The 26,527-nt window shown below is 64.6% G+C and carries 25 protein-coding genes; 15 read left to right on the plus strand and 10 right to left on the minus strand.

The window, feature by feature from the left end:
* Window positions 1-218: 218 nt before the first annotated feature.
* Window positions 219-1,580 carry a DNA cytosine methyltransferase gene (locus tag IU514_RS15030; protein ID WP_228760765.1) on the plus strand — a complete coding sequence of 454 codons (1,362 nt, stop codon included), beginning with the start codon at window positions 219-221 and terminating at the stop codon, window positions 1,578-1,580.
* A 3-nt stretch (window positions 1,581-1,583) separates the two neighbouring features.
* On the opposite strand, the gene IU514_RS15035 is transcribed toward IU514_RS15030, so the two are convergent.
* Together IU514_RS15035 and IU514_RS15040 are read right to left on the minus strand one after the other, a co-directional pair.
* Entirely contained in the window at window positions 1,584-2,024 is a 441-nt protein-coding gene (locus IU514_RS15035; protein WP_194931954.1) for a very short patch repair endonuclease, read from the minus strand.
* Between the two features lie 486 nt (window positions 2,025-2,510).
* Entirely contained in the window at window positions 2,511-2,990 is a 480-nt protein-coding gene (locus IU514_RS15040; RefSeq protein WP_194931955.1) for a hypothetical protein, read from the minus strand.
* A gap of 429 nt (window positions 2,991-3,419) precedes the next feature.
* On the opposite strand from IU514_RS15040, the gene IU514_RS15045 reads away from it, so the two are divergent.
* A complete protein-coding gene (locus IU514_RS15045) occupies window positions 3,420-3,671 on the plus strand; it encodes an XAC0095 family protein (RefSeq protein WP_228760766.1) in 252 nt (83 codons plus the stop codon).
* A 318-nt stretch (window positions 3,672-3,989) separates the two neighbouring features.
* On the opposite strand, the gene IU514_RS15050 is transcribed toward IU514_RS15045, so the two are convergent.
* The 3 genes from IU514_RS15050 to IU514_RS15060 form a co-directional block, all read right to left on the minus strand.
* The gene (locus IU514_RS15050; protein WP_194931956.1) at window positions 3,990-4,616 is read right to left on the minus strand and encodes an SOUL family heme-binding protein; all 627 of its coding nucleotides are present in this window, start codon (window positions 4,614-4,616) and stop codon (window positions 3,990-3,992) included.
* 143 nt (window positions 4,617-4,759) lie between these two features.
* Entirely contained in the window at window positions 4,760-5,164 is a 405-nt protein-coding gene (locus IU514_RS15055) for a hypothetical protein (RefSeq protein ID WP_194931957.1), read from the minus strand.
* A 296-nt stretch (window positions 5,165-5,460) separates the two neighbouring features.
* Complete coding sequence (locus IU514_RS15060) at window positions 5,461-5,790, minus strand: hypothetical protein (protein WP_194931958.1); 330 nt, start codon at window positions 5,788-5,790, stop codon at window positions 5,461-5,463.
* Between the two features lie 909 nt (window positions 5,791-6,699).
* Between IU514_RS15060 and IU514_RS15065 the strand changes: the two genes are divergently transcribed.
* From IU514_RS15065 to IU514_RS15070, 3 genes are all read left to right on the plus strand, one after another.
* Window positions 6,700-7,134: a fasciclin domain-containing protein gene (locus IU514_RS15065; RefSeq protein ID WP_228760767.1), complete on the plus strand. Its 435-nt coding sequence runs from the start codon at window positions 6,700-6,702 to the stop codon at window positions 7,132-7,134.
* A gap of 251 nt (window positions 7,135-7,385) precedes the next feature.
* The gene (locus IU514_RS19025) at window positions 7,386-7,628 is read left to right on the plus strand and encodes a hypothetical protein (RefSeq protein ID WP_228760768.1); all 243 of its coding nucleotides are present in this window, start codon (window positions 7,386-7,388) and stop codon (window positions 7,626-7,628) included.
* 12 nt (window positions 7,629-7,640) lie between these two features.
* Window positions 7,641-8,918, plus strand: coding sequence for a DUF1254 domain-containing protein (locus tag IU514_RS15070; protein ID WP_324187852.1), 1,278 nt, complete (start codon window positions 7,641-7,643; stop codon window positions 8,916-8,918).
* Window positions 8,919-9,062: 144 nt separating this feature from the next.
* Here IU514_RS15070 and IU514_RS15075 read toward each other — a convergent pair whose 3' ends face one another.
* The 3 genes from IU514_RS15075 to IU514_RS15085 form a co-directional block, all read right to left on the minus strand.
* Window positions 9,063-9,764: an ester cyclase gene (locus IU514_RS15075; protein ID WP_194931960.1), complete on the minus strand. Its 702-nt coding sequence runs from the start codon at window positions 9,762-9,764 to the stop codon at window positions 9,063-9,065.
* Between the two features lie 207 nt (window positions 9,765-9,971).
* Window positions 9,972-10,733, minus strand: coding sequence for a LytR/AlgR family response regulator transcription factor (locus tag IU514_RS15080; RefSeq protein ID WP_194931961.1), 762 nt, complete (start codon window positions 10,731-10,733; stop codon window positions 9,972-9,974).
* A complete protein-coding gene (locus IU514_RS15085; RefSeq protein ID WP_194931962.1) occupies window positions 10,730-11,851 on the minus strand; it encodes a sensor histidine kinase in 1,122 nt (373 codons plus the stop codon). Before IU514_RS15085 ends, IU514_RS15080 begins: the two co-directional genes overlap by 4 nt.
* A 275-nt stretch (window positions 11,852-12,126) precedes the next feature.
* On the opposite strand from IU514_RS15085, the gene IU514_RS15090 reads away from it, so the two are divergent.
* A complete protein-coding gene (locus tag IU514_RS15090; protein WP_194931963.1) occupies window positions 12,127-14,076 on the plus strand; it encodes a PASTA domain-containing protein in 1,950 nt (649 codons plus the stop codon).
* On the plus strand, window positions 14,069-14,689 hold the full coding sequence (locus IU514_RS15095) for a hypothetical protein (RefSeq protein WP_194931964.1): 621 nt from the start codon (window positions 14,069-14,071) through the stop codon (window positions 14,687-14,689). Before IU514_RS15090 ends, IU514_RS15095 begins: the two co-directional genes overlap by 8 nt.
* 162 nt (window positions 14,690-14,851) lie before the next feature.
* Here IU514_RS15095 and IU514_RS15100 read toward each other — a convergent pair whose 3' ends face one another.
* Window positions 14,852-15,976, minus strand: coding sequence for a DUF1214 domain-containing protein (locus IU514_RS15100; protein ID WP_194931965.1), 1,125 nt, complete (start codon window positions 15,974-15,976; stop codon window positions 14,852-14,854).
* Window positions 15,977-16,340: 364 nt separating this feature from the next.
* Between IU514_RS15100 and IU514_RS15105 the strand changes: the two genes are divergently transcribed.
* The 7 genes from IU514_RS15105 to IU514_RS15135 all read left to right on the plus strand — a co-directional run bounded on the left by IU514_RS15105 (window position 16,341) and on the right by IU514_RS15135 (window position 23,938).
* Window positions 16,341-18,482, plus strand: coding sequence for a DUF6311 domain-containing protein (locus IU514_RS15105; protein WP_194931966.1), 2,142 nt, complete (start codon window positions 16,341-16,343; stop codon window positions 18,480-18,482).
* A gap of 251 nt (window positions 18,483-18,733) precedes the next feature.
* Window positions 18,734-19,081, plus strand: a complete 348-nt coding sequence (locus IU514_RS15110) for a hypothetical protein (protein WP_194931967.1) — start codon at window positions 18,734-18,736, stop codon at window positions 19,079-19,081.
* Window positions 19,082-19,256: 175 nt separating this feature from the next.
* Complete coding sequence (msrB, locus tag IU514_RS15115; RefSeq protein WP_194931968.1) at window positions 19,257-19,706, plus strand: peptide-methionine (R)-S-oxide reductase MsrB; 450 nt, start codon at window positions 19,257-19,259, stop codon at window positions 19,704-19,706.
* Window positions 19,703-20,224 (plus strand): peptide-methionine (S)-S-oxide reductase MsrA, encoded by a 522-nt coding sequence (gene msrA / locus IU514_RS15120; RefSeq protein WP_194931969.1) that lies wholly within the window; start codon window positions 19,703-19,705, stop codon window positions 20,222-20,224. Before msrB ends, msrA begins: the two co-directional genes overlap by 4 nt.
* A 194-nt stretch (window positions 20,225-20,418) precedes the next feature.
* Window positions 20,419-21,855, plus strand: coding sequence for a tetratricopeptide repeat protein (locus tag IU514_RS15125; protein WP_194931970.1), 1,437 nt, complete (start codon window positions 20,419-20,421; stop codon window positions 21,853-21,855).
* Window positions 21,856-21,972: 117 nt separating this feature from the next.
* Complete coding sequence (locus tag IU514_RS15130; RefSeq protein WP_194931971.1) at window positions 21,973-23,382, plus strand: IgA Peptidase M64; 1,410 nt, start codon at window positions 21,973-21,975, stop codon at window positions 23,380-23,382.
* Window positions 23,383-23,491: 109 nt separating this feature from the next.
* On the plus strand, window positions 23,492-23,938 hold the full coding sequence (locus tag IU514_RS15135) for a TIGR03067 domain-containing protein (RefSeq protein ID WP_194931972.1): 447 nt from the start codon (window positions 23,492-23,494) through the stop codon (window positions 23,936-23,938).
* 3 nt (window positions 23,939-23,941) lie between these two features.
* Here IU514_RS15135 and IU514_RS15140 read toward each other — a convergent pair whose 3' ends face one another.
* Window positions 23,942-25,513, minus strand: a complete 1,572-nt coding sequence (locus IU514_RS15140) for a hypothetical protein (protein ID WP_194931973.1) — start codon at window positions 25,511-25,513, stop codon at window positions 23,942-23,944.
* Between the two features lie 262 nt (window positions 25,514-25,775).
* On the opposite strand from IU514_RS15140, the gene IU514_RS15145 reads away from it, so the two are divergent.
* Window positions 25,776-26,522, plus strand: a complete 747-nt coding sequence (locus IU514_RS15145) for a glucose 1-dehydrogenase (RefSeq protein ID WP_194931974.1) — start codon at window positions 25,776-25,778, stop codon at window positions 26,520-26,522.
* Window positions 26,523-26,527 lie beyond the last annotated feature (5 nt).

Consider the following 26,527-nt stretch of genomic DNA (forward strand, 5'->3'; position numbering starts at 1 on the left):
ATTCCAGGGTTCGTGCGATCCTGGAGCTGAGGCCGTCCGGCCTCATTTTTCGTGCTCGCGTTCCGAATATGCAAATACCCGTAGTCGACATTTTTGCCGGTCCTGGCGGGCTGGGTGAGGGTTTCTCAGCCTTTGTGCCAAAGCCCTCGTCGCAGGCTGCCCCTTTCCGAATTGCTATTTCGGCTGAGATGGAAAGCAATGCAGCGAGGACGCTTCGCTTGCGCGCGTTCTTCAGGCAATTCGCACCAGGTGAGGCGCCGGCGAGCTATTACGATTACGTGGCTGGGCGTACCGGCCAGCCTTGGACCGATGCGACGGAAGCGCAATGGGTCGCGGCAGGGGAAGAGGCGCGGCAGTTGACATTGGGTGTTCCGGACCATGATGCGTTCCTCCGCGAAAGAATTCGCCCCGTCGCTCAACGTGATCAGCCCTGGGTTCTTATTGGTGGTCCACCGTGCCAGGCGTACTCGCTTGTCGGCAGGTCCAGGAACTTGGGCAAGGCCGGATACAAGGCCGAAGAGGATCACCGCCATTTCCTTTACACGCACTACCTGAAGATCCTGAAGGAATTCAGGCCCGCGGCGTTCGTAATGGAGAACGTCAAGGGCATCCTTTCGTCCAAGGTCGGTGGTGAGTTGATGTTCCCTCGGATTCTCGAGGACTTGCATCAACCTGGTGGTCGGAATGGGCCGAGATACCAGATCGTTCCGTTGGTCATTTCGAATCACGACTCCGACAAAGATGTGGCGGGAAAGCGCTTCATCCTTCGAGCCGAGGAGTTGGGCGTTCCCCAAGCAAGGCATCGCGTGGTGCTTCTCGGATTGATCGAGGGCATCGACCCGGCCAAAGGCAAGCGCCTTGTTCCACTCAGTGAGCGATTCGGCGTTTCCGACGTCATCGACGGTCTTCCGAAGCTTCGCAGTGGCGTTACAGACCGTGAGGTCGGAAGTTGGTGCGAATTCGCAGAGTACGTGCTGGAAAAGGCGCGCGACGCATCCAACGACGAAGCTGTCGCCGCCAAGCTGGAGAAGTTTGCCGCGAGCGTGAAAAAGCGCGACCCGGGAATGGGGGGGCGCTGGATTAAGGGAGCGACTGACGGGGATAGAGTTCCCGATCACCTGAGGTCGTGGCTGATCGACCCGAGGCTGGATGGCGTTCTGAACCACGAGGTGCGAGAGCACATGGCTTCGGACCTGAAACGCTATGCCTTCGCGTCGGCATTTGCGCGAGTTCATGGGCATTCTCCCCGTGGGGCGAAAGAGTTTCCCTCAGCCCTCTATCCAAAGCACAAGAACTGGAAGAGTGGAAAATTTGTTGACCGCTTCAAGGTCCAGCTGTCCGGTGCACCGAGCTCGACGGTAACAAGCCATCTCTGCAAGGATGGGCACTACTTCATTCATCACGACCCGAGTCAGCTTCGCAGCCTGTCTGTTCGCGAGGCCGCACGCCTCCAGACTTTCCCAGACAACTATTTCTTCGAGGGATCTCGCGGAGCGCAGTTCAAGCAGGTGGGTAACGCCGTACCTCCCTGGATGGCTCGGCAGATTGCGGGCGTCGTGCACTCGTATCTGAAGCCTTGATCCTCAATCTGGAACTTCGATCGATCTTTGGTTGGAAGTTATGAAGTCGACCACGCGACCAATCGCGTGATCGCTATTGGACCTCAGCGCGCACTCCCAGACGACGGCAACCCGCCATCCCAGATCGCGAAGCTTCTCTTCGTTCGCATGGTCTCTGACCTTGTTGGCTGCGATCTTCGCCACCCAGAAATCTGTTCTGGTGGCAGGGACAGTCGCGAAGCGGCACCCGTGGTGGCCGTGCCAGAAGCAGCCATGAACGAAAACGGCCACTTTGTGGCGCGGAAGAGCCAAATCTGGCCGTCCCGGAAGGTCTCGTGGCGATAGCCGATAGCGAAACCCCAGGCGGTGGAGAAATCTTCGGACGAGCATCTCCGGCTTTGTATTGCGAGACCGGATCGACGCCATCATCCGGGATCGGACTTCGGGGGAGACTACGTCTGCCATCCGAACAGGTCCCAACGTATTCCGACAGATATCACAATCATACGCACTGCACGGCTGCCAGGTAGGTCCGATCCCATTGGCAGAGTACGAATCCGCTTCGCTCTTGCGGGAGCCTATTGGGGTGGGGCGGCCATCATGTAGTGCCGATCACTGTTTCAGTTCCGATCTGCGATCGCGGCCGAATGCATGGAGCTCCAAGCCCCACTCGCCGAGCAAATAGCTCCATCGCCCGAGCTCTGAGCTCCATCGTCGGAGCAAATAGTCACAGTTGCCGAGCAGATTGCTCGGACGTCCGAGCACCTGAGCTCCATCGCCCGAGCAAATAGTCACGGATGCCGAGCTCTGAGCTCGGGCGGTGGTGAAAGTTTCACCACGCGCCGAGCAAAAAGCCCGGCGCGCGGAGTGGGGGAGCTCCACGCGCCGGGCTCGAACAGTCAACGCGCCTGTCGGGGTGGCTCCCGCGAGGCGTTACAGAGGGCCTTGCCTCTACGCGGAGACCGGGTCGGCCGGCTTTTCCGACGGCGACGGTGCGCTCCGGTTGAAACGCCCTGACAGATCACGGCGGGCGGCTTTCAGGGCTTCGTTCTTGCCGGCCACCTTCAGCAGGGCGTAACCCTCCAGCGAACAGGCGATCACGTCGCTGCCCAAGGCCAGCACGGTGTCGTCCAGGCGTTCCACCTGCTGCTTCAGTTGCAGCAGGCGCGGACGCAGCAGGTCGAGTGCGGCCAAGTCGCCCATCGCCATGCCCACGTTGACCGTACCGGGCACGATCTGCGGGTTCGCGGCGAGCACTGCGAGCGTTTGACGACAGAACACTTCGGACTTCTCGCCCATCTTGGTCAGCTCGCGCCGCTGCTGCGGCTGCAGTGCCAGCATCTGCGCGAAGATCGCGCGCAACGTGGCGATGGCGGCGTCGAGTTCGGCAACCTGCGGGTCCGTCAGATTCACTTGGATGAGGTTTTGCATAGCGGTTTCCTTGCGTCCTTTTAGCGAGTCCGGATGTGCCGGACGGTCCTTGCTCCGCCGCGATCCGTGCGGACGGTTGCTGCATGCCGACGGGTCGGCGAGGGAGCGGGGCCAGTGTGGATGCAGTGCGCGACTGTGACACCGGCGATCCACGCAAATGTGCCTTGACGTGCTCGCAGTGCCGGTAGCAGATTCGCTTGCAAGGAGCGTCGAAACTCCGACACATGGCGGTACCCACCTCCGAAAGACCGGTGGGTTTTTTGTGCCCGTACTGCGGGTGCGCCGACGCTGAAAGTCTCTGCGTCGGGAGGGCGGCTAATACAACACCCGCAAGGGGAATACGCCCGCCGACCATGTGCGGTTTCGAACCTCCCGACACCTTGCGTCGCGTCCGCGACGCAAGCCGGCAAGGCTGCCTGGAGAATCGAGATGCGAAAGGATCATCGCACCAACCCCGCCACGCCCAAGGCCAACGCGCCGATGGGCTACGTGCTCCCCGAAGACGCCCACCTGGCCCTGGTCCAGACCCGCGACCACCTGCGCCTGCTCGCGCGCCTCACCGAACCACGCACCGACACCGGTGCGGACGAGCTGCCGCTATGTCCGCTCGCGCTGGCCCACTGCTTCGATCGGTTGGCTCGGGATCTGGACGAGGTGGTGGGGGCGGCAGTGTGGGGCTAGACCTGTGGCGCAAGCACGGCTCCAGCAATGCCTCGTAAAGGAGACGTAGGAGGCGAGCTGAAGAAGCTGTTAGCCGAACAGGTCGTTGAGGACGGAGCGTCCAAGGAGGCTATGCAGAAAGAGCCGGAGATTGATCGCTCGGACTGGGCCGGGCTGATCTTATGGCCGCTGCTGACCAGCGGCAGGCGATGTCCGCTCACGGCCAAAAGCAGAGATTCCGCCAACCTCTAGGCCGAGGTCAGATCGGCTCCGACACCTTCCAGGTTCCGTTCATGATCGGTCTCTGCCGTCGGCGCAGGCGCATCGGAGCTCGACTCGCTAGCTAGTACGAGCGACAAGGGCTTGAACTTCATTCCTTCTAAAATGCGGGATTGCGAATGTCTGGTCATAGCTCGCCCACAGGACATGATCGATAACCGTCCACCTCGATCCCGCTAGCGCCAGGATCAGTTCTTCCTTTGCGAGAGATCGGTGCTCCTCAGTGTCGTATCCGTTATAGCGGAGCGTCGCAACAAGAACTTCTGGAGACTCAAGAATGCCAATTGCAGGATCATCTGGAAGTGGAGCCTCGCCGGCGTCAAGATGATTCGAGAGGAAGAATGCAACCGTCCATCCATCCTGATTCGGCTGCTTACGCAGCGGGATTGGGAACATCCTGAACTCGCCAGTCGTTTGGAAGATCGGCGAGGTCATCTCCATCTTCTCTCGACTCTCATTGTCGCCATGTATGTAGTCGGCCAGCTTCTCTCGGGCCGCTCCCACAGCTGCGTCGTGGCCTCCTTCCGCGAAGACATGAGCAAGCAATGCCGGCGCGTATCGCCTGATCTCCACGTGCCCAACGATGCCTTCCATGTGATACGCAGGCTCGGAACCGAGACGAATGCCGAAGAATCCTGGTATCGATCTAAGGGTGTCGGTTAACAATGGTTTAGTTGTGCCGTTCATAACGTCTCTCCAGCACGTGTTCTTGCTCGTGATGTCTCTCTTGGCCGGGAACGGCCTTGTGATGGACGTTGTCGCAGAAGACTCAAGCGGCGGCGGAAAGTCCCGACTCTTGTCCGCCAATGCGCCGCAGTGGTGCTCCCGCGTCACCGCAGGAAGCGCTCCAGCCCGTTGTAGCGTTGACGCCATGCACGCATTGACCTTGCGCTAAGGCTGCTATCGATCGAGAAATGCTTGGCGTCCCTGATATCCGAAGCCATCAGGAACATCAGAGATGCGGACTGCTTGCCTATCCGCGCATCGATAAGCGACATCGCCTTGATATCAGCAAGCAGCTGCTCAAGCGTCAACTCTTGCTCCTTTGTGAACCAAGCAAGACCGCTTCGCAGACGCATGGACACCCGGTCGAAGAGGTTCGGATTCGCAACACTCTTAGGCACAAGGCTGGGCATCCCTTCGTTCTCAGCCCGCTGCGTCGCGAACTCGTCTTCGTCGTCGCAAGCCGGCTGAGCCAGGTACAGGGAAATTCGTTCTGAGACTTGAGTAGTCATGGGACCTCTCCCGAACGGCATCGAGTAGGTTGCCCCCCACTCGTCGATACCTGTCAACTTTCAACGCACGGCATGGGATCAATAGTGCCCATACTGAACGTGCATGTTATTGGGAAGGTCGACAACTTACCCTCTGTCGGCCGACAGCAGGGATTGGTGATGCGGCATGAAGGGGATGCGGCGCCGAGTGGCCGTTACAACCGGCGCCTTAGTGCCATATGATCATGCGCCAGTTGCCGTTATCCAGTCGTGACTGAGTATAGGAAATAGCGGGGCTTCGCCCATCATCCCGCATCTCACCAACCATAGAGCGCCAATGTCGTGAGTGCCGCAATGCCCGTGATAGCCGTGAACCAGTACGCGGCCAACATGAGGGTCCGGTAGCGACCGCAGTAACGAATGCCATCTCCATCCAAGCTGTCCAAATACTCACGGTGGTGCAGATAGAGCATCGTGCTGCGCGCACTCAATACAGTCCTGTCTCGCCAAATGATGGGCTGCTCGGCATGCAGCCATTGCTGTGGATGCCGCACCTTCAATCGATGCAGAAATGCAAGCCATATCACGGTTTCTGCCGCGATCGCGGCTGCAAACAACAAACTCGCGATGGTGGTGAACTGGTTCATGAGGATCTAGAGGACGCGGGAGGAACCCCAAGCGGACGTTTGAAGAAGAGCCTAACTAGGCGAGCGGTCAAGGTGCTTTGTCACCTCGTCGAGGCTCGGCTCTCCGCTCCGGCTTGTGGTCCCGGCTCGTATCGCGCTCGTTGTCATCGTCTGGCGGCGCCCGTTGACCAGGCTGATCCGCGCGGCTTTCAGGTTTGCGCAGCTCGCCGCGTGCCATTTTTGCTTCGCTTTCATGGCCATGCAGTGTGCTCATCTGCTTTGGTCCTGAATCAGTATCGGTTGGACGCTTAGGCGTCGGGCAAACGGCGGCGTCAGGCTGCTCGGTTACGCGAGTGCCGTTACGTTGAAGACCCCGCTTCCAGAAACACGAGTCCCCGTCGGCAGCAAGTATTCGCCTTTTCTCATTAGCGCAGGATGAGGGCGAATGCCGCGCTTCGACGAACAATGCACTTTCGCTGAGGAAGCGATTTGTTCAGGCCAAGCGGCACTAGAGGGAGCAAGCAAGATCATCGTCCCGGTCGGAGGTCCTTGGGGTAACCTCCGAATGGCGCCGTAGCTTCGGCGTCGAGCTGCCGTTCTCGGCGACCCACGAGAACTTGATGGGAGCAGGAAGCATGCTCGTCTGCTCGTCGTGAGCGGGCACGATCCCGTGGCGCCAGCGGCAATGCACAATGTCAGGTGACCACCCTCCCATGAAGCGTGGTCCAGATAACATCTAAGTAACAACGCAAGGCGCACTCTCCCTTGGCACTACGACGCAATGTCGTAACGGCCACTCAGCCGCGCTGCACTTCCCCCCCATTTCTCCGCACTGAGCCTCGCGTCCCTGCCACCGGCAGGGGCCACGGCTTCGGCCGCTTTCGATTTCGCAACCGCGAATCACACTCCAAAGGCAATCTTATGAACACCATGACCAATACCCCCAGCACCAAGAACCTCGTCGATACCGCCGCCGCCAACGGGTCGTTCAAGACCTTCGGCAAGGCCATCGAACGCGCCGGCATGAACGAAACCCTGCGTGGCACGGGCCCGTTCACCGTCTTTGCCCCGACCGATGCCGCGTTCGACAAGTTGCCGGTCGGGAAGTTGGAGAATCTTTTCAAGCCCGAGAACAAGGAAGAACTTGTTTCGCTGCTTAACTACCACGTCGTCAATGGCCGCAAGCTCGTAGCCGACATCGGCAAATGGGATACGGCCAAGACGGTCAATGGCCAGTCCGCTCCGATCAAGATGACCGACGACAAGGTCAGCATCGACGGCGCGCTGGTCACCTCGGCCGACATCGGCTCGAGTAACGGCGTCATCCACGGCATCGACAAGGTCAACATCCCGACCAAGCTGTAATGATGTTGCGGTGAGCTAGAAAGAACGGCGGGGCTATTGCTCCGCCGTTTTTTCTGGCGCGGGGCTAGCGACTGCCGTACTTCAACGACCGCTTCCGGCCACAAGCGGACTTCACCATGCCGTCACTCCTGCGGGGGCATGAAGCGATATTTCCGGCCGCCTGTGTCCAGGCTGAGCGCGGCGGCCGGCACCATTGCCGCCGCATTGCCGGCCGCGGTGTTCGTCTAGTGTCACTCTTCAGGGGAAATGCCATGCGCTCGCTGCATATTGCCGTCGCTACATTCGTGTCGAGTACGCTGCTTCTCGCCAGCTGCCAGCGCACGGAGACACCGCCCCCATCCACTGCCTCGCCCACGAAGGCCGCGCTCGCGGAAACGGTCTCGCCAACCCAGGTGCCGCCACCGACCTCCGCCGCTGACATCGCCGGCACGCCACCCGGGACGGTGATGACGCCGGGGTATATCGAAACCGTGGGCCGGATGATCTACGTGTAGGGCTGGCCACTGGTGAACCATTACAACCGTGCGCTTGCCCTAGCGGATCTGCCCGAACCGGGCCGTAACGGCGGCGTGTTGCCAGTGGCGCCTCCGGGGTCCATCAGCATGCTGACCGACTATATCCAGGCCGACCAGAAGTTCGTGACCTGTCCGAATCAGGACACCGTCTACGGTGCCGGTTACCAGCACGTCGATACGCAGCCGGTCGTCATTCAGGTGCCGGACTTCGGGGACCGGTTCTTCGTCTATCAAATGGCCGACTCGCGCACGGAATCGTTCTGCTCCATCGGCAAGCAGTACGGCACCAAACCCGGGTTCTATCTCTTAGTCGGACCGAACTGGAAGGGAGAAGTGCCCAAGGGCATCAACGCCGTGTGTCGCGCATCGACCGACCTGATCGCCGTGCTGCCGCGCGTCTTTATGGATGACACCCCCGAAGACCGTGAGGCGGTGCGGCCCCTGGTGAACCAGGTCGTTCTGTACCCGCTGGATCAGTTTGACGGGAAACTGAAGACGAAGGATTGGTCGAAGACGCCCGTGTTCCCGGCTCCGAAAGTCGAAGGCGGGGGCGAGATCAAGTTTGTCGTGCCCGAAAAGTTCTTCGACCAGCTTCCCACCGTGATGCAAGGCGTGCCGCCGTTGCCCGGCGAGGAGGCGTTGTACTCGACCGCCCGCTCGGTACTGGACGCGGCAGCGAAGGATCCGAAGATCAAGGAACAACTGGTGCGCATCGCCGTGGCGACCGAGAAGGATGTGATCGCACCGTTGTTCGACTTCCGCAACAACGGCCGCCCTGTCGGCAACGGTTGGACTTCGCCGTCCAACGGCGCGAAGTGGGGCTTCGATTACCTGTCGCGCACGGCGTCGGCAAAGTCGAACATCTACGACAATGCGCCCAATGAAACGCGCTACATCTACACCGACGTCGACTCGAACGGCGGCCGGCTGACCGGCGCGGGCGGAAACGCCTACACCGTCACCTTCGCCAAGGGACAGACGCCGCCGGTGAAGGGCTTCTGGTCGCTGACGTTGTACAACAAGCACCACCTGTTCGAACCCAACGCGCTCAACCGCTTCGGCGTGGGCACCAAGAACAAGGACCTAAAGCTCGGTGACGATGGCTCGTTGACGCTGTACATCCAACATGCGTCACCCGGTCCCGACAAGCAAAGCAACTGGTTGCCGGCACCGGCAGACGAGTTCTCGCTCTATATCCGTGCGTATTGGCCGGACGCTCCGATCACGGAAGGCAGTTGGATGCCGCCAGCAGTAACCAAGGTCCACTAACTCGAGCGTAATGTCCGCTTTGGGTCGTTAGCAGACATCTCCGATGCTTGCTCGATGTGATGTCATTTGAAATCTTCGAATGACTTGATCACGAAGCAACGCCGACGCCGACGCCGACGCCGACGCTGACGCTGACGCCAGCGCTCAGTCGCCACCCCGCACATTCACGCAAGCGAACCCGGTGTGAAGCCGCACGCGCCTCGTGTGCCGCCACATCCAACTCGCGACTGTGGCGACACCTCTGACCTTGTGAGACTGCTGTTGGTCGGCTATGCGAGGCGCTGCGTCGGCCTGGGTCAGGGAGCACCAGCGGTAGAGCTTCCGTCGGTCGCCGGCGTCGCTGCGGGTGTCGGCAACATGCCCAGTTGTTTCATCAACCCCCAGCGAATCGGCGCATGTCCATTCTTCAGCGATTCGCCCATCAGCCACTCGGAACAGCGTCGTGCCCGTGACTTGCACTGCGCGACCGGTGGCCGGAACGCCGTTGCCGGCGCCAGTGTTGGTACCGCGCGCCGTCCAGCGCACCGCCACCAGATCGCGCTCAGCCACTTGTTTATCGACCGTGATCTTCAGATCCGGAAACGCCTCGCGCCATCCCCGGGCTTCGGCCATGCCATGGGCATGGGTGAAGGTTGCCCTGCCGCCGTGGCCAACGAAGTCCGCACTGTACGGCACCTCGAATCGACCCTGATTGAGACCTTCCTCGTACACCCTGCGGGTGATCGACTTGTTGAGCTCCACGGACTCAGCGCGAACGCCGTCGGACGCATTGGCCCCACACGGCATTACGCCGGTGAGAGCGACGATGGTTGCCACTGCGGACAGCAGGATGTTGTACGTTTTCATGGCCAGCTCCGTAACGCGGAAGTGCGTGTTGCGGATCATGGGCCGTCGTACGGACGCTCGCGTGCCCTTGGGGGCAGGCGGACGCGGCGGTGGGAGGAGTGGGGGCTGCGCAGGGACGAGAGCGTGTCATGCATCGGCGCAAACGCGCGGAGGAGCGCGGTGCCATGCCTGGCTCGCCCAGAAAGCGAGTGGTGCGGAGAACAGCGATCAGCCAAGCAACTCGTCGAGCACCGCCCGATAGCGGCGGCTGCCGTTTACCTGCGCGCCAGTCTTGAGGAGAACGACGAAGTCTCCATTGAACATTGGCTGCACTTCGCGAATCTGGGCAATGCTGACGAATGCCGCTCGCGATACCCGGATGAAACGTTGTGGGTCCAGGCGGGACTCGAGGCTGGCCATCGTCTCGCGCATCCGGTGCTGTTTCGCGCCCGTGTGGATCTCGACGTAATTTCCTGCGGCGACAATGCGATCGACCTCGTCGATGTCGACCAATCGAACGCGACCCTCGGAGCGGATGGCGAGTCGCGCGGGGTAACGCTGCAGTTCTCCTCGGTCGATCGACATCAAGGCCTCGGAAACGCGGCGGATGAAGCCGTCATCGGGATGGGCCAGGTGGGAACGAGCGCGCTGCAGTGCACGGCGAAAGCGTTCCGGATCGATCGGCTTCAGCACGTAGTCGAGCGCTTGCGCATCGAACGCTCGCACGGCGTGTTGATCGAATGCGGTCACGAATACGACCGCTGGCATGCGGTTGCCACCGATGGCTTCAATGACGGCGAACCCATCGAGTTCGGGCATCTGCACATCGAGGAAGACGAGGTCGGGCGAAAGCGCGCTGATCGCCGAGATCGCAGCTTCGCCGTCACCGCACTCTTCGACGACTTCGATGTCCGGCTCCTGCTGCAGCAGCCGCAATATCCCGCGGCGGGCGACCGGTTCATCGTCAACGATCAGTACGCGGATGGTCATGTGACAGTGCGCCAAGGTAGCTCGATCTCGGCGATGACGCCGCCGGCGTCGGAATTTCGCACGTCGATGCGTTGCCTGTCCGCATACAGCAAGCGCAACCGCGCCCTGGTGTTGGCCAGGCCGACGCGTTCGGTCGCCGCAGGTGGTAGACCTCGGCCGTCATCGACAACGCGCAGCAGGAGGGAGTCGCCCTGCCGGTCCGCGTTGATTTCCACTCGCCCCGGTCCGGCGCGCGTGGCCAGCCCATGGCGCAGCGCGTTCTCGACCAGGGGTTGGAGGATCAGGTTCGGAACCCGCGCTTCGAGCACCTGATCAGGAATGAGGATCTGGTAGCTCAGGCGCTCGCCGAAGCGGGCCTGCTCGATCTCGAGATAGTTCTCGAGAAAGCCAATCTCTTCGCCGAGCGTCACCTCATGCGCGTCGGTGCTGTCGAGCGAGCGGCGCAGCAACGCGCTGAGTTGCAGGAGGATCCGATCTGCCGAGTCGACATTCTCGTGCATCAGCACCGAGATCGTGTTGAGGGCGTTGAAAAGGAAGTGTGGCTGCAGCTGGGTGCGCAATGTCTGCAGGCGGGCATCGGCCAGCTGCGCTTCGAGGCGGAGTTGCCGACGATCCTTTTCCCGCGCGGCCCGCACGAGTCGCTCCACATGTGCCGCGGCGACGATCAGCCAATACACCGGGAGGTTCAGCAGAAGCGTCGTGCTGAGCAGCCGGCTGAAGGTGCCGAGCCAGGTGGGTTCGACCTGGGTTGCGCCGATGACGGGCGCCGCCAGCGCGAAGAGCGCCAGGTTGACCAGGGCGCAGGTCGCCGAAGCGACGCCGTGCACCGCAAGCGCGCCAAGGAGGCGCGGTCGCTGCAGCGGCAACCGCGCCTCGAGTCGCAGCGCGATCGGCGTGAGGGCCGCCCAGACCGCGGCCCAGACGAGCCAGATGGCACTGGCACGTGCCCACGCCAACGGTTCGCCGCGCACCTGTGCAGCAAACCAGGCCTGCCCGGCGAAGAGCATCGCGACCAGCGTCCACGCCGCCAGAATGGCGACGCCCCGGCGACCGATTCCGGACCCGGTCTCCACCACCGGTCGCGCCCCTTCGCGCTCTTCTCTAGCGAGCTGTGCCATCGGCCGGGCTGCCTCCAGTCGCCGACCCCGTCGCCGGCGTTGGCAGCATACCCAACTGCTTCATCAGCCCGGGCCGGGAGTGACGACCGGGGGCCGCGGTGTGGTGAGTGGAGGCTGCAGCCGGATAGGACTCGTTGTTGGAGCGCGCGTTCGAAGAGGCGTCGCGGTGGCATCTCCTATGCGGTGTGTCTTGCGTGCAACACGCCAGCTCGCACATTCACACAAGCGAACCCGGCGTGAAGCTCCGAACGCATCGCATGCGGCCCGGAACCTGCATGGCCGGATGCCTCGGGCACACCCGTTCGCGTTATCGACATGACCGTCGAAACGCCTTCGGTGCGCGTGCAGCCATGGGGTCTCCCATCGATACGCGCGCACGCATCGCCACTGGGTTCCGCATCGTGATGCGGCGGCGTGCCGGCTTGCGCGTGGGTCTGCGCCTGCTCGCCGCGCTGGCGATCGCCTGTGCGAGCACGGGTGCCTGGGCGTGCGACGAACACAAGACGCAGGCTGGCGGAAAGAGCGCCCAGATCCTCGTGCCGGGCGTGATCGGCGACTCCGAGCGGCTCGCCATCGAATGCCTGCGCCGATACGGCTATACGCCGAAGCTCGGTGGCGTCATCCAGTCGGATCGTCCCGAGGGCACCGTGGCGCGGACGGTGCCCGCCGAAGGCACCACGCCGGTGGGGAAGTCCCGGCTCGCCGTCGTGGTGGAGTACTGGGTGTCGGCCGGTGCGACGGGGTACGACCCACAGGCAACGAACGCAGCAGCCCTGGCAGAAGAAGCGGCCTCTCGAAGGGATTCAACGAAAGAGACGCGCACCGTCCGCGTTCCGGACCTGCAGGGGCGATCGCTCTCCTCGGCGAAGAGCCGGTTGAAGTTCAGCCGCCTGGTGCCGGGCGAAGTCTCGTGGCACGCGCGCGGCGCCAAGGCGGGGCGCGTGCTCGAGCAGGTGCCCGCCGCGGGAACGCGGGTCCCGCTGCGCACGCGCGTGGATCTGGTGGTGTCGAACGGCGGGCAGGCCGCACTCGTCCCCGATGTCGTGGGCAAAGAGGAGATGAGCGCCATCGGAACGCTCTCGTCCAACGGTCTGAACGCAACCAGGCAGGGGCGCATCGACTCGCCGCGGCCAGCGGGGACCGTGCTTCGGACCGTTCCGTCCGCGGGATCGGAGGCGCCCTCCGGTGCCGTGACTTACTGGGTGGCATCGGGCCGGAACGTCGTCCCGGACCTGCGCGGCAAGACGCGCGCGGAGGCGACGCAGGCGCTTCGTGCGTCCGGATTCGCGATCGGCAATGCGCCGCCGCGGTTCGATGACGGCAAGCCGAACCGCGTCGTCGAACAGAAGCCCGAGGCAGGCGCGGTCGTTACCCTCAGCGCGCCGGTGTCGGTGTCGCTCGGCAAACCGCGAACGGTGCCCAAGGTCGTCGGCATGCTGGAGCGCGATGCGCGCAAAGCCCTCGCGGCCGCGGGGCTGAAGGGCGCGAGGGTTGGCGCGGACACCGTGTCGTCGCAAGGCGCGCGCGTGGTGTCTTTGGAACCGCGCGCGGGGATGCGGGTGAAGAAGAACGCCACGGTGCGGTACACGTTGGCGCAGCCTGCCATCGCGGGTACGGATACAGTCGGTCCAGATCAGGCCATTCCCGATGCAGGAGCAACGTCATCCGCATCAGCTGCGCCCACCAACGAGGTCACGCCGCAACGCAATGACGATGCGTTTGCGAACTACGACCGCGCGCTGGCTGCGGACAACTCCAGCATTCCGACGGACGAGGGCGCACAGCGCGCCCCGGTGGTGACCCTCGACACTCCGCCGACCCGAGAGAACGTCGCACCGGTTCGCGACGACGTTCCGCCAGCTCGCGAAGCCATTGCACCCACTGCCGACACCGGCACGGACGTAGGGAAGCCAACATCTGACTTCCTGCAGGACGCCATCGCGCTCGTGCAGCGCGGCTGGCGGGTCATCGCCGGCTCGACCACCCTGGCGCTGGTGCTCGCGGGCGTCTGGTGGACGCAGCTGCGCAGCTGGCCATGGCATTGGCCGCCGCCGCGCCCGCGCACGAATGTTCGGCTCAAGCCCGCCGAACCGCCATGGCCGATGATGAGTCCGCTGGATCACGATCCATCGATGGACGTGCGCATCCGCGTGGCCCTGGCGCAGGGCGAGACGACTTTCGATACAGCGCTTCCGTTGCTCGACACGGAGATCCGACATGGCTGACGCGAATCGTATGGCGGGCGGCAACGACGTGGTTGCCGACAGCCCCAGGACGCTGCGCGAACTGCTTCCGCGCGAGCTCGATGGGCTGGAGACGGTCATCGAGGACGGCCTGAGGAAGGAAGCCAACGGCAACCTGTCGACGCTCGTGTGGCGCTTCGTGCGCGCCAGTGCCGCCGAGGACGTGAGCAAGGCGCTCGACGCCGATGTCTGGCCGGTGTTGGCCCACGCCTGGGCGAAGGCAAAGGAACTGCACACCTATGCCGACAGCTCGCCGGACGAAACGCGCGTCGTCCATCTCGGCAATCACGACTTCATGACGGCCGTGCATCCCGAATTGACGGTGGACATCGGCGCGCCGCCCTATCCGCCGCCGCTGGTCTTCACACTGGAGATCGCAGCGCACATCGACGCCGCCACGCTGCGCATCCGGCAAGGACGCATCGTCGCCCTGGAGTCCGCCGACGCCTGGGTCTACGCGCAGTTGAAGTACGGCAACGAACCCCTGCACAAGAAGGAATCCCCCGTGCTCAGGCTGCCGGCCGAGTGGACGTTCGAACCCGGGGTGCCGATCGAGCCCCAGCATGCGCAGCAGGCGGGCGAGCGGGCTGCGTAGCCCGGAGAAGTGGCTAGATGAGATTCCCTGTCTAGAGTGGGCCTAGTTGGCCCGCTCAAACACTGCCCCGCGGAACCCGAATACAACGTGAGACCACTCGATGTCGGCTATCGGCCAGAAGCGGACATCTGTACCGGGCGTGGAGCGGCAACACGTCGAAGCTCAGGACGCAGGTATGGCTTCCGGAAACTTCCAGGTGCCGTCGAGGATGGCCTGCTTCGGGCGGTAGAGCCGCACCCAGTAGCTCCAGCCTTTCACGATCGGCAGGCAGTTCGGCACCTTGCCGTCACAGCCACCGAACTGGATGGTGACCGAACCGTCGGCTGCTTTCTTTGCGGTGACGTCGTTGACCGAATATGCGTCCAGATCGTTCTTGTGGAAGTAGCCATCCGGCCCGTACACGCTGACCGACCAGAAGGCATCGACCGGAACACCTGGCTTGATCTTAATCGTGTGCACTGTCTTCCCGTCGTTCTTCGGCGGCACGACCGTCAGGTAGAGCGCGTCCTTCTCGTTGTTTCCGCCCCAGCCGCTGGCGGCACCGATCAAGTGTTTCTCCGGGTCCACCTTCCCTCTCGGACCAAACATCCCGCGGCTGTCGGTCAATGTCGCAGCACGCTGGATCAGCTGTGCACGGACACTGTCTTGGCTCGCCGAATCCCAGTCGGGGACGTCCCAGGAACCTGTACCGGCCTGCTCCACCTTGACCTGATCCTGTAACGCGTGCGCTGACTTCATGTCCACCGGATCGTTCGGATCGGCAAAAGTCCGAACGCCGATCAGCACATACCGCGTTTCGGCGTCGCCCTTCGAAACGGTGAATGTCGCCGGTGCGTACACCGTCTTCAGCGCGTACTCGTCCTGGTCGATCACCAGGGCCGACATGAAGCGCTTGCCCGGATCCGGCAACGTGACCGTTACCGGGCCTGCTTCGAGGTCGAAAACTCCAGGCGAATACAGCGTGTCACGATTCGATCGGATCACCGACTGGTTGTCGATCGGCATCAACTCGCGGAGGATCCCGAGCTTGCCGATGCCACTCCCCGCGACCCGATTGCCGAAATACTTGTCGCTCTCTGCGCGGACGAAGTTCTCTTCGGTCACCAGTGTCGGCTGCGAAGCAGAGGCCGACGTTGGTATCCCAGCATCCGCCGGCTGAGACGTGCCCGACGCCGCCGGCTCGGAAGGGGCCACGGAATCGGTCGGCTTCTGGCACCCTGCGGCCGCCACGACGATGCAGGCGACGAAGGCCGCGCACACGTGCGTTGCATTGTTTCGGGCATTCATAAGGCCACCTTCTCGATGTGGGGAAGCACCATGCCTCGACGAAGAGCAGCAGTCTTGGTCTGGTCGCGTTTATCGGGTGTGAGGAGGGTCGGAAGCTGCCGTTTGCCGCATCATTCAAATGTTGGTCATGCTGTCGGGGGCTGATCGACTTCAGGCCGGTTCACCGAGCATCTTTGCCGTCGTGCGCAGCTAGCAAAGCATCAGTCGCAAATACCTGGCTCGGCTTCTTGGCGAGTCGTAGGGTCATTACCAAGGCTTGCGCAGCGAGGCTCGTTGTTGAAAATGGCCGTGCCCCTCCGCGGTGCTCAAGTGGGCGCTCGACCTAACTACCCAGCAAGATCGTCACGCCAGGAGCTCCACCCGCATGGACGCCAACCCCACCGTTTCCGCTCGCCCGCGCGATCCGCGCTTCCTGATGCTGTGGCCGCTGCTGCTGGGCCTGGCCACGTTCTTCGCGCTGGGCGGTGCAGGCATCCTCGCGCCGGGCAATGTCGGCTGGCTGGCGCATAGCGATCTTGCGCAGAGCTATCTCGGTTGGGCGTTCTATCGCGATGCGCCGTGGTCGTGGCCGCTGGGGGCCAACCCGGCCTACGGGTTGGAGATCGGATCGTCGGTCTACTACTCCGATTCGATACCGGTGCTGGCGATCTTCTTCAAGGCGCTGGCCGCCTGGCTGCCCGCGCCGTTCCAGTATTTCGGCTTGTGGGTGATGGCGTGCTTGGTGCTGCAGGCGTGGTTCGCGTGGAAGCTGGCCGGGCTGGCGTCGCGCGATGTGTGGTTCCGCACCGTCGCCGTGCTGCTGCTGGTGACCGCGCTGCCGATGCTCAACCGCATCGGCGGGCACATGGCGCTGGTCGGGCACTGGACCATCCTCGCCGGTCTGTACCTGTGCCTGCGACCGCATCGGGATCGACAGGTGTTCTGGTGGGCGCTGCTCATCGCCGGTGCGATGGCGATGCATGCGTATCTGTTCGTGCTGGTCGGCGTGCTGTGGGTCGCCGACCTCGCGCATCGTCATTGGGAAGATCGCCGCACGATGCCGCGCGGCGCCAAGGCCGGTCTGCTGAAGGAGTCCGGCATCGTGATCGGTGCGGCGCTGGCATCGGCCTGGGTGTCCGGACTGTTCATGGTGTCCGGGCGCGGCATGCGCGCGCAGGGTTTCGGCCATTACAAGATGAACCTGCTGGCGCCGTTCGACAGCGCAGGCTGGTCCGCGTTGGGGCTGCACTTCCAGACGGCGGCGGGTGAGTACGAGGGTTTCAACTATCTCGGCGCCGGCGTAATGCTGCTCGCAGCACTCGCGCTGCTGCTGTTCGTGATCAAGCGCGCGGATCACCGCTGGACGACGCGCAACACTGTGCTGCTCGCGATGGCGTCGGCATTGACCTTGTTGGCCATGACCCACGTCATCGGTATCGGCGGTGCGCAGTTGCATCTGCCGTTGCCGGCCAAGCTGGTGGACAAGCTGCAGGGCCTGCCGGTGCAGGCCACCGGACGCCTGTTCTGGGCGGTGTATTACCTGATCGTCGTGGCGGCGCTGTTCGCCCTCGCGCGCACGCTCAAGCCGATGCCGCTGCGTCTGGTGCTGCTGGCGATGCTGATGTTGCAGGCCATCGATCTGTATCCGGGTCTCGCGCGGTTGCGCCAGTCGAACCTGTCGCGCGCGGAGGCGACGCTGCCGACGGAACTGCGTTCGCCGTTCTGGGCGCAGGCCGCCGAGCGGTATCGCCACGTGCGTCGCCTGCCGACCAAAGCACTGGCCCCGGGCTGGGAGCCGGTCGCGTTCTTCGCCCAGCAGCACGGTATGGGGACCGACATGGTCCAGGTGGCGCGGCTGGACGTGAAGCCGTTCTGGCAACTGGAGCAGCGCAAGCGCGCGCGCCTGTTCGAGGGCGATCCGGAACCCGACTCGCTCTACCTGCTCACCAACGACACGCTTGACCTCGCGCGCGCCGCACTCGTCGATCCGCGCGATGCGCTGTTCCGCCTCGATGGCCAGATCGTGCTCGCGCCCGACTGGGGCACCGCATTACCGGCCGGTGCCGAGAACCTGCGCAGTGGCGATGCGGTTCGCGATGCCGGGCCCTATCAATTGCCGTATCGCGCGGACTTCCGCCAGGGCAGCCAGGCGCGCAGCCTGCTGGGCGCCGATGGCGAGCGCATTGACGCCGCGCAGCACTACATTCCCATGCACGGCGCCACGCTCTATGTGCCTGCAGATGCGGACACGACGGCGACGCTGCATGCCACGTTCGAACTGCAGGCGTTGCCGCCGATGCCCCCATCGGCGCGCCTCAACGTGCGCATGGACGGCCGGGAGATCGCGCGAGCCATGCCCGACGCCGACGGTCGTTATCGCGTGTCCGTCGACGTTTCGCCTGCGCGCAACCCTGCTCACTTCCGCCGCCTGGACCTGCACTTCGACCTGCCGCCGGCGTCGGAGAAGCAGTTGCGGAAATGGAAGGTGGGCGTGGCGGCGATGGAGGTCAGCGCGGTCGCGCCATGACGGCAGCCGCGGCCCTCACGACCGAGCGCCTGAATGCGTTGGGCTGGCCGGCCGGTCGTCCAGTTCGCTTGTCCTCCGTCACAGATGCGGCAGACGCCGGTGATCCGGGCTTGATCCCCGGCGCGCCCTGACGCAAAAAGGACGTCTGTCGTCCGGCCTAGCCGGGCGTTGATTGGCCGAACGTGCGGGGCAGTATGCAAGACAGGAGCGGGACTATTCGGGTGTGGCCCGTCGCGATGGCGGGTGCTGCCGTGCTGGTGGTCGTCGGTGTACTCATTTATCGCGTGGCGTCAGTGCCGGTTCCGGATGCGGCGCGACCGGTATCCAAGGCCGCGCCGACGATCGAAGCCCCCTCAGCCGCTTCCACCGTCGAGTCGGTGCCCGTCGAGGCTCCCATCGCCGTTCCCACCCCGGAGCAATCGCGTGAAGCGTCCTGGCGCGCGGCGCGGGAGGAGGCCATCCGCGTGCAGCAGGAACTGCGCGCACAGGAGTTGGCGCGCAAGTCCGCTGAGCAGGTACAGGCGAAAAGCGTGCGTTGCATCGAAGGGCAGCGCATGAAGCGCGTCGAGAACGGCTGGGTGCAAGCGGGCCACTGCTGACCGCCGGGCGGCGTGGCGCATTGCGGGCCACGCTTTTTTAACGACGCGATGCGCGGTGACTCCACTGCGCATGGAACGCTCATTCCCACGGCTCGCGGCGGCGGCCGGGCATTGGAGTCCGTGCGGGCGGCCCCATCTGGTAGGTACGTTCCCCTTCCTCCCCCCGGAGCCGTCCATGAGCGAGTACCGCAAGACCCCCGACGCCATCGCCCGGCTGACCCCGGAGCAATACCGTGTCACCCAGGAAGGCGCCACCGAGCGCCCGGGCACCGGTGAGTACCTGCACACGACCGAACCCGGCATCTATGTGGACATCGTGTCCGGTGAGCCGCTGTTCGCCTCGTCGGCGAAGTTCGACTCCGGCTGCGGCTGGCCCAGCTTCACCAAGCCGATCGAGCCGACCAACGTCAACGAGCTGCGCGACACTTCGCACGGCATGATCCGCACCGAGGTGCGGTCGGCAAACGGCGACAGCCATCTGGGTCATGTGTTCACCGACGGTCCGCGCGATCGCGGCGGGCTGCGTTACTGCATCAACTCGGCGTCGTTGCGCTTCGTTCCGCGCGACCAGATGGAAGCTGCCGGCTACGGCGCCTGGATCGGCCAGGTGGAGGACGTGCGATGAGCAGTGCAAATGCGGGACTGGAGCGCGCCATCCTTGCAGGCGGCTGCTTCTGGGGCATGCAGGACCTGATACGGCGCATGGACGGCGTGGTGTCCACGCGCGTGGGCTACAGCGGCGGCGACGTGCGCAACGCCACGTATCGCAACCATGGCACGCACGCGGAAGCGGTGGAGATCGTGTTCGATCCTGCGCGGATCAGCTATCGCGACCTGCTGGAGTTCTTCTTCCAGATCCACGACCCGTCCACGCAGAACCGGCAGGGTAACGACATCGGCACGTCGTACCGCTCGGCGATCTTCTACACGACGCCCGAGCAGCAGCGCGTCGCGCTGGACACCATCGCCGACGTCGACGCGTCAGGTCTGTGGCCGGGCAAGGCCGTCACCGAAGTGACGGCGGCAGGCGACTTCTGGGAAGCCGAACCCGAGCACCAGGACTACCTGCAGCACTATCCCACCGGCTACACCTGCCACTTCGTGCGTCCGGACTGGAAGCTGCCGCGGCGCAAGGCCGGTTGAGCCGAAGAAGCCGGGCTCCGTGCCCGGCTTCCTGTCGCTGACGCTTGCCGCCTGGATGGGCGGCACCGGAGGCCGTGCTAGATTTCAGCCGGGGACTTTAACCACATAGGGATGTTGTGGCTTTCATCCGTTGCCCGGACTGCGGGCTGCAAGTCAGCGATCTTGCCATCTCGTGCGTTTCCTGCGGCCGGCCCATGGCGCAACAGGCGGAGCCCGCAAACGCCGGCTCGCCCGAATCGATGGATACAGGCGGCGCATGGTTCCTTCATGTGCTGGATGGGCGACGGCTCGGTCCGCTGACGATCGACGAGGTTCGCGCGTACTACACCTCGGGCATGGTCCGTGCGCAGGACCGCGTGATCGGCCCAGGAATGTCCGGGCCCATACCGGCTCCCGAGGTGGCCGCATTGCTGCAGGTGCGCGCGCCGGTGGACACCTCGCCGCAATTGCGGGCGCCGCCGCTGATTCCCACCGCCGCGTCTTCCGCGCCGCCGGCCGAGGCCGCGACCACTGCGCAAGCACCGCATGCGCCCAGTGCCGGCGGCATGTCGCCGGCCGTGCCGCCATCGCCTCAGGCCTTCCGTCCGGCGAGCAGGTTCGACATGGCCGAGGCTCCACCCGGGCTCGGCTGGCGCTTCGCGTTGCTGTGGCTGGCGGTGCTGTTCGTCGTGCAGATGTCTTCGCTGCCTGTCGGCGCATTGGGCGCGACGCATTCGCTGCGTGCGTTCATAGCAGCGTCGTTGCTGCGCTTCCTTTCGGTCGCGGCCGGATGCACCGCTGTCGTCATGTTGCTGAGCCGGCTGTTGCGAGGCCGCTGGGCGGACGCGAAGGATGCGCTGCTCGCGATGACGTTGGTTTTCGCGGTGTTGTTCGGCAATCGCTTCCTGCAACCGCCGCCGCGCGCGGCGTCCGGGAACGTGCAGGCTGCATCGGAGGCGTCTGGCCAGGCAGGCCGTTTCTCCGTCGTCGGGGAACTGTCCCGCGCACAAGCGCCGTCCCAGGCGCAACTCCAGGCACCATCGGCGAGCACCGTCGCCGCTCCGGCCGCACGCATCAAGCGGGATTGGTTCGGAGAGGGAAAGATCCTGGGCGCAAAGGGCGACTGGGAGGCCGTGTTGAAGCTCGCGACCGAATGGACGATTGCGGAGCCGGACGAACCGGCCGCCTGGTCGATGCAGGGGCTTGCCTACGATGAACTCGGGCAGCCGCACCAAGCCATCAAGGCTTACAAATACGCGCTGCACCTGGACCCGGAGTCCGCCATCACCTGGGACAACCTGGGGTGTGTGTACGAGCACCTTGGGCAGCACCAGGATGCGATCAACGCGCACTCGAAGGCGCTGCAGCTGGACCCGAGGTTTCCCAGTCCCTGGAACAACATCGGCGTCGTGCATGCCAGGACGAGCCAGAACGCCGATGCGATCGACGCGTTCAAGAAAGCCGTCGAGCTCGATCCCTCGTTCGTGAAGGCCTGGAACAATCTCGGCTCGATGTATCGCGACATCGGCCGCTATTCCGATGCTGCCGCGACCTACCGCCAGGCATTGCAAGTGGAGCCGGGCAATGCCAACGCCACCGACGGGCTCAGCGATGCGCTTGCGATGGAACAGCGTGCTTCGGGCGGCAGCTAGGAATAGCGCTTTGGAGGGGGGCAGAAGAGCTCCGTCACTGCGCGGCCCAGGAGCGAACGGCGACCCGATTTCTGGATAATGTGTCGGACCGCCCCGGGTGTTGTCGCAGGAGCCGCCATGTCCCTCCGTACTTCCGCGATTGTTCCCTTGCTAGCCCTGGCGCTGAGTGCCGCCCACGCCGCACCGCCCCAGACGCTGCGCGTTGACATCCAGCACGGCGGCGACGCCAAGGGCGAGCACTACGCACTGGAGCGCGTGGTGGTGGAGCCGTTGCCGTGGCCGGGCAATCCGGCGCGGCCGATCGACGCCACCAACCGCGGTACGCAGAAATTCGAAGTCATCGATCCGGACAGCGGCCGCGTTCTGTATTCGCGCGGCTATAGCACCGTCTTCGGCGAGTGGCAGACCACCGACGAGGCGAAGGAGATGCAGCGCAGCTTCCAGGAGTCGCTGCGCTTCCCGATGCCGGCGAAACCGGTGCTGGTGAAGGTGTACAACCGCGATGCCGGCAATGGCTTCGCATCGCAATGGTCGGTGCGGGTGGACCCGCAGGCGCTGGACGTGGAGCGCGCCTCGCGGCCGGCCCCGGCCAAGCCGATCGCGATCCGCCACAACGGAGACCCGGCCCACAAGGTCGACCTGCTGCTGCTCGGCGACGGTTACACCGCAGGTGAGATGAAGAAGTTCGAGGCACGTGCGCGTGCGCTGGCCGACCGGCTTTTCGCTGTGTCGCCATTCAAGGAGCGCGCGGCCGACTTCAACGTCTGGGCGCTGGCGTTGCCGGTGCCCGAGTCCGGTGTCAGCCGGCCGTCCACCGGCGTGCATCACGTGTCCGCGACCGGTGCGCGCTACGACATCTTCGGCAGCGAACGTTACGTGCTGACGCTCGACAACCGCGCGTTCCGCGAAGCGGCCCAGTACGCGCCGTACGACGCGGTCGAGATCATGGTGAACGGCGAGACCTATGGCGGCGGTGGCATCTTCAACCAGTTCAGCACGGTGGCGGCCGACAACGACTGGCGCGACTACGTGTTCGTGCACGAGTTTGGCCACCACTTCGCGGGTCTGGCCGACGAGTACTACACCTCGCCGGTCGAATACGCCGCCGTCGACACGCCGCGCGTCGAACCGTGGGAGCCCAACGTCACCGCGCTCCTCGATCCCCGCCACCTGAAGTGGCAGGACCGCGTGACCGCGGCAACGCCGGTTCCGACGCCGTGGCCGAAAGCGCAGTTCGAGGCGCACCAGCGCGATGTCCAGGCACGCCGCAAGCAGCTGCGCGCCGATCGCAGGCCGGAGGCGGAGATGAGCGCGCTGTTCCGCGAGGAACAGGCGTACTCCGATGCGCTGTTCGCCGAGGCCCCGCAGCGCAATGCGATCGGTGCCTTCCAGGGCGCCAACTACTCGGCGACCGGCTACTACCGCCCGCAGATGCAATGCATGATGTTCACCCGCGCCGACGCGTTCTGCGACGTCTGCGCACACGCGATCGACCAGATCATCGATCTGTACAGCGCGGAGAATTGAGCCGGCATGCATGGCTTCATGCTCCCCCGCCTTTTTCCGGCGTCCTCTTGACGTCGAACTGACCGGCGTCGCGCTATACGTCAGCGCACGGCCGCGGCAGGAGAAGGGCATGCGCAGGATCCTCATGGCGATGGGCTCGCTGTTCGTCGGTGTAGCGTGCGTGCCTGTCTCCGCGCAGCAGGTGACCGGAGCGCATGACGTGCTGCAGGGCCACTGGACCGCGACGCAGGCTGTACGCGATGGGCAGGCGGCCGGCGACGTCGTCGGGCATCGGATCACCTTCGAAGGTGATCGCTTCCGCATCGAGTCCGGCGAGGGCAAGCCGCTGCACGAAGGAACGTTCCTCGACGATCGCCACGCGGTTCCGTCGTCGATCGACTTCACGCATGCGCAAGGCACGCTGAAGGGCAAGACGTGGCGGGGCATCTACGCTGTCGAAGGCGACACGCTGAAGGTGTGCGACAACGCTCCCGACCTCGCCAGGCCGCGACCGGCGGCATTCGAGGCCTGCACCCGGACGGGTTATGTGCTGATCACGTTCCGGCGCGCCCGCTGACCATCAGAAAGAGGTGTTGTCTCCGTAGATCGCATAGCGACCGATGCGTCCCACCTTCGCCACGGCCGCCTGCACGTCTTTCCGCGCGAGCAGCGCCTCGCGCGCTGCCCGCGCATCGACGTCGCCGGGAAGCGGCTCGGGCAGGAGGTAGCCCTGCAGCCATTCCAGCATGCCGCCGCGATCCTCGGGCGAGGCGAGCTGCCTCATGACCTGGCCCGCGGCTTCGTCGAGTTCGCCTGCGCGGAGCAGGGCTTCGAGATAGACGGCCTGCCCGTCGTCGCGGTGATCGCGCAGGTAGGCGAGCGCGCGGCGTGCATCACGTGTCCGTCCGCTCTGCCGTGCGGCGCAGAGCCGTACGTTGTTCTCCACCATGCGGCCGAAGCCGCTGATCGCATCGCCTGCCTTGTCGATGGCCTGCAGGGCATCGACGGGCCGATCGAGGCTGCAATAGAGCGTGCCCAGGTTGAGGGCCTGGCTCACGTTGACGCCGCCATCCTCGGTGAGCTGGCTGGCCCGGACCATCTCGGCCAGCGCTTCGTCGTCGCGGCCCAGTCGCCGCAGCGCCATGGCCCGGTTGTTCATCACCCACACCTGCTCTTCGATGTCCTTGAAGGCCGGCGCGTCGACCGGCGCCTCGGCAACGGCGGCCAGGGACCGGTCGGCCAACGCGACGGCCTCCTCGTGCATGCCGACGGTCAGCAGCGCATACGTCAACTGCATGCGCAGCTCGAGGTTGTCGGGCTGCAGGCCGGTCTGCTGATGCAGCTCCTCTACTCTCCGCTGCGCAGCGAGGAGCGGGTCGAAGGCCGAGGCGTCGGCGTCGATGGCTGCGTCGAAGCGCATGTCGCTGCGCAGTCGCACCAGGTCCAGCGGGTCGTCGATGCGCCGGACCGCCGCGCGAACGCCGTCCATGTCGCCGCGCTCGGCGCGGGCCACGGCCAGGCTGTACCAGGCGGCGCTGTCGCCGCCTCCGGTCGTCTTCCAGTTGGCGTCGAACAGCGCCTGCAGCAGTTTCAGCCGCACCGGCGAATCGAAGTCGAGCGAATTGCGCAGGCGGTGGATGTGGCTTTCATCGACGTTGGGCAGCAGCTGCGGCCAGCGTTCGATGACCTCGGTGAAGGCCGTGGCGGCCTCCTCGACGCGATCCAGGTCGTACTCCAGGTACGACAATCGATACCAGTCGTCGGGATCGGAGTCGGCATAGCTGGTGGCGAGACGGTACAGGTCGCGGGCGCGTTCGGTCTTATCGAGTTTGACCGCCATCCAACCCGCCGTGGACAACGCGGTGCGCTGCTCGCTATCGGATAGGAGCGCGAACATCGGGTCGGCGAATACCTCGGCGAAGGCCTGGTCGGCGTTGCGATAGTTCTCTTCGCGCGCCATCGCATGCGCGGACGCGAGGCGCTGGCGGAAGAACCGGGAGCGCATGTCGGCGTCGCCGCCCGTATTGTTCGATGTCGTCGATGTCGTCGATGTCGTCGATGTGGCCGGGGCGTTGTCCGCCCATGCACGGGCCGGACCGATGCCCGCACAGGCCAGGCCGATCGCGAACGCCAGAGCGCCGTATCCCTTCATGCCGCCCCCATCCTGGACGCCCCTCCCCACGGGAGGCGTTGTACGAAGTGTGTCGCGGGCAGGGCGTACTGTCGATGGCACCGCACGGGATGCGGGCGGAGGTCGTCCTGGCGCGTCATCCCGCCCGCGGGATGCTCACTCCCTGTTTGCCGGCCTACTCCGCGCCGCCGGCGTCACCAGATCATTCCCTGCCGCTGGCGTCCCAGACCCATCTCATGCCGGGCGCCGGCGTTCATTCACTCCCCCAAGTCAGGTAATCCCCATGAGCAAGCTCGCAGGAAAAGTGGCCGTCGTGACCGGTGCGTCCAAGGGCATCGGCGCCGCCATCGCCACCGCATTGGCCGCCGAAGGCGCGGCCGTCGTCGTCAACTACGCCTCCAGTCAGGAGGCGGCCGACAAGGTCGTCGCGGGCATCACCGCTTCTGGTGGCAAGGCCATCGCCGTGCGCGGCGACGTGTCGAAGCAGGCCGAGGCGCAGGCCATCATCGATACCGCCGTGAAGCAGTTCGGCCGGCTCGACATCCTCGTCAACAACTCCGGCGTCTACCAGTTCGCCCCGCTGGAGGAGATCACCGAAGACGACTTCCATCGCCACTTCAACATCAACGTGCTCGGCCTGTTGCTGACCACGCAGGCGGCGGCCAAGCACATGGGCGAAGGCGGAAGCGTGATCAACATCGGCTCGCTGGTGACGCGCATCGTGCCGCCGGGCAGCGCGGTCTACACGGGCACCAAGGGCGCGGTCGACGCCATCACCGGCGTGCTCTCGCGTGAGCTTGGTCCGCGCAAGATCCGCGTAAACGCCATCAACCCCGGCATGGTCGAAACCGAAGGCACGCACGCCGCGGGCTTCATCGGTTCGGACTTCCACTCCAGCGCCGCCGCGCAGACGCCGCTGGGCCGCATCGGCCAACCGGGCGACATCGCTTCGATCGCGGTGTTCCTCGCGTCCGATGACGCCGGCTGGCTCACCGGCGAGCAGCTGTTCGCCGCGGGCGGCGCGCGCTGACGCAA

The sequence above is a fragment of the Lysobacter niastensis genome (assembly GCF_015453285.1).
Lineage (GTDB): Bacteria > Pseudomonadota > Gammaproteobacteria > Xanthomonadales > Xanthomonadaceae > Lysobacter_J > Lysobacter_J niastensis.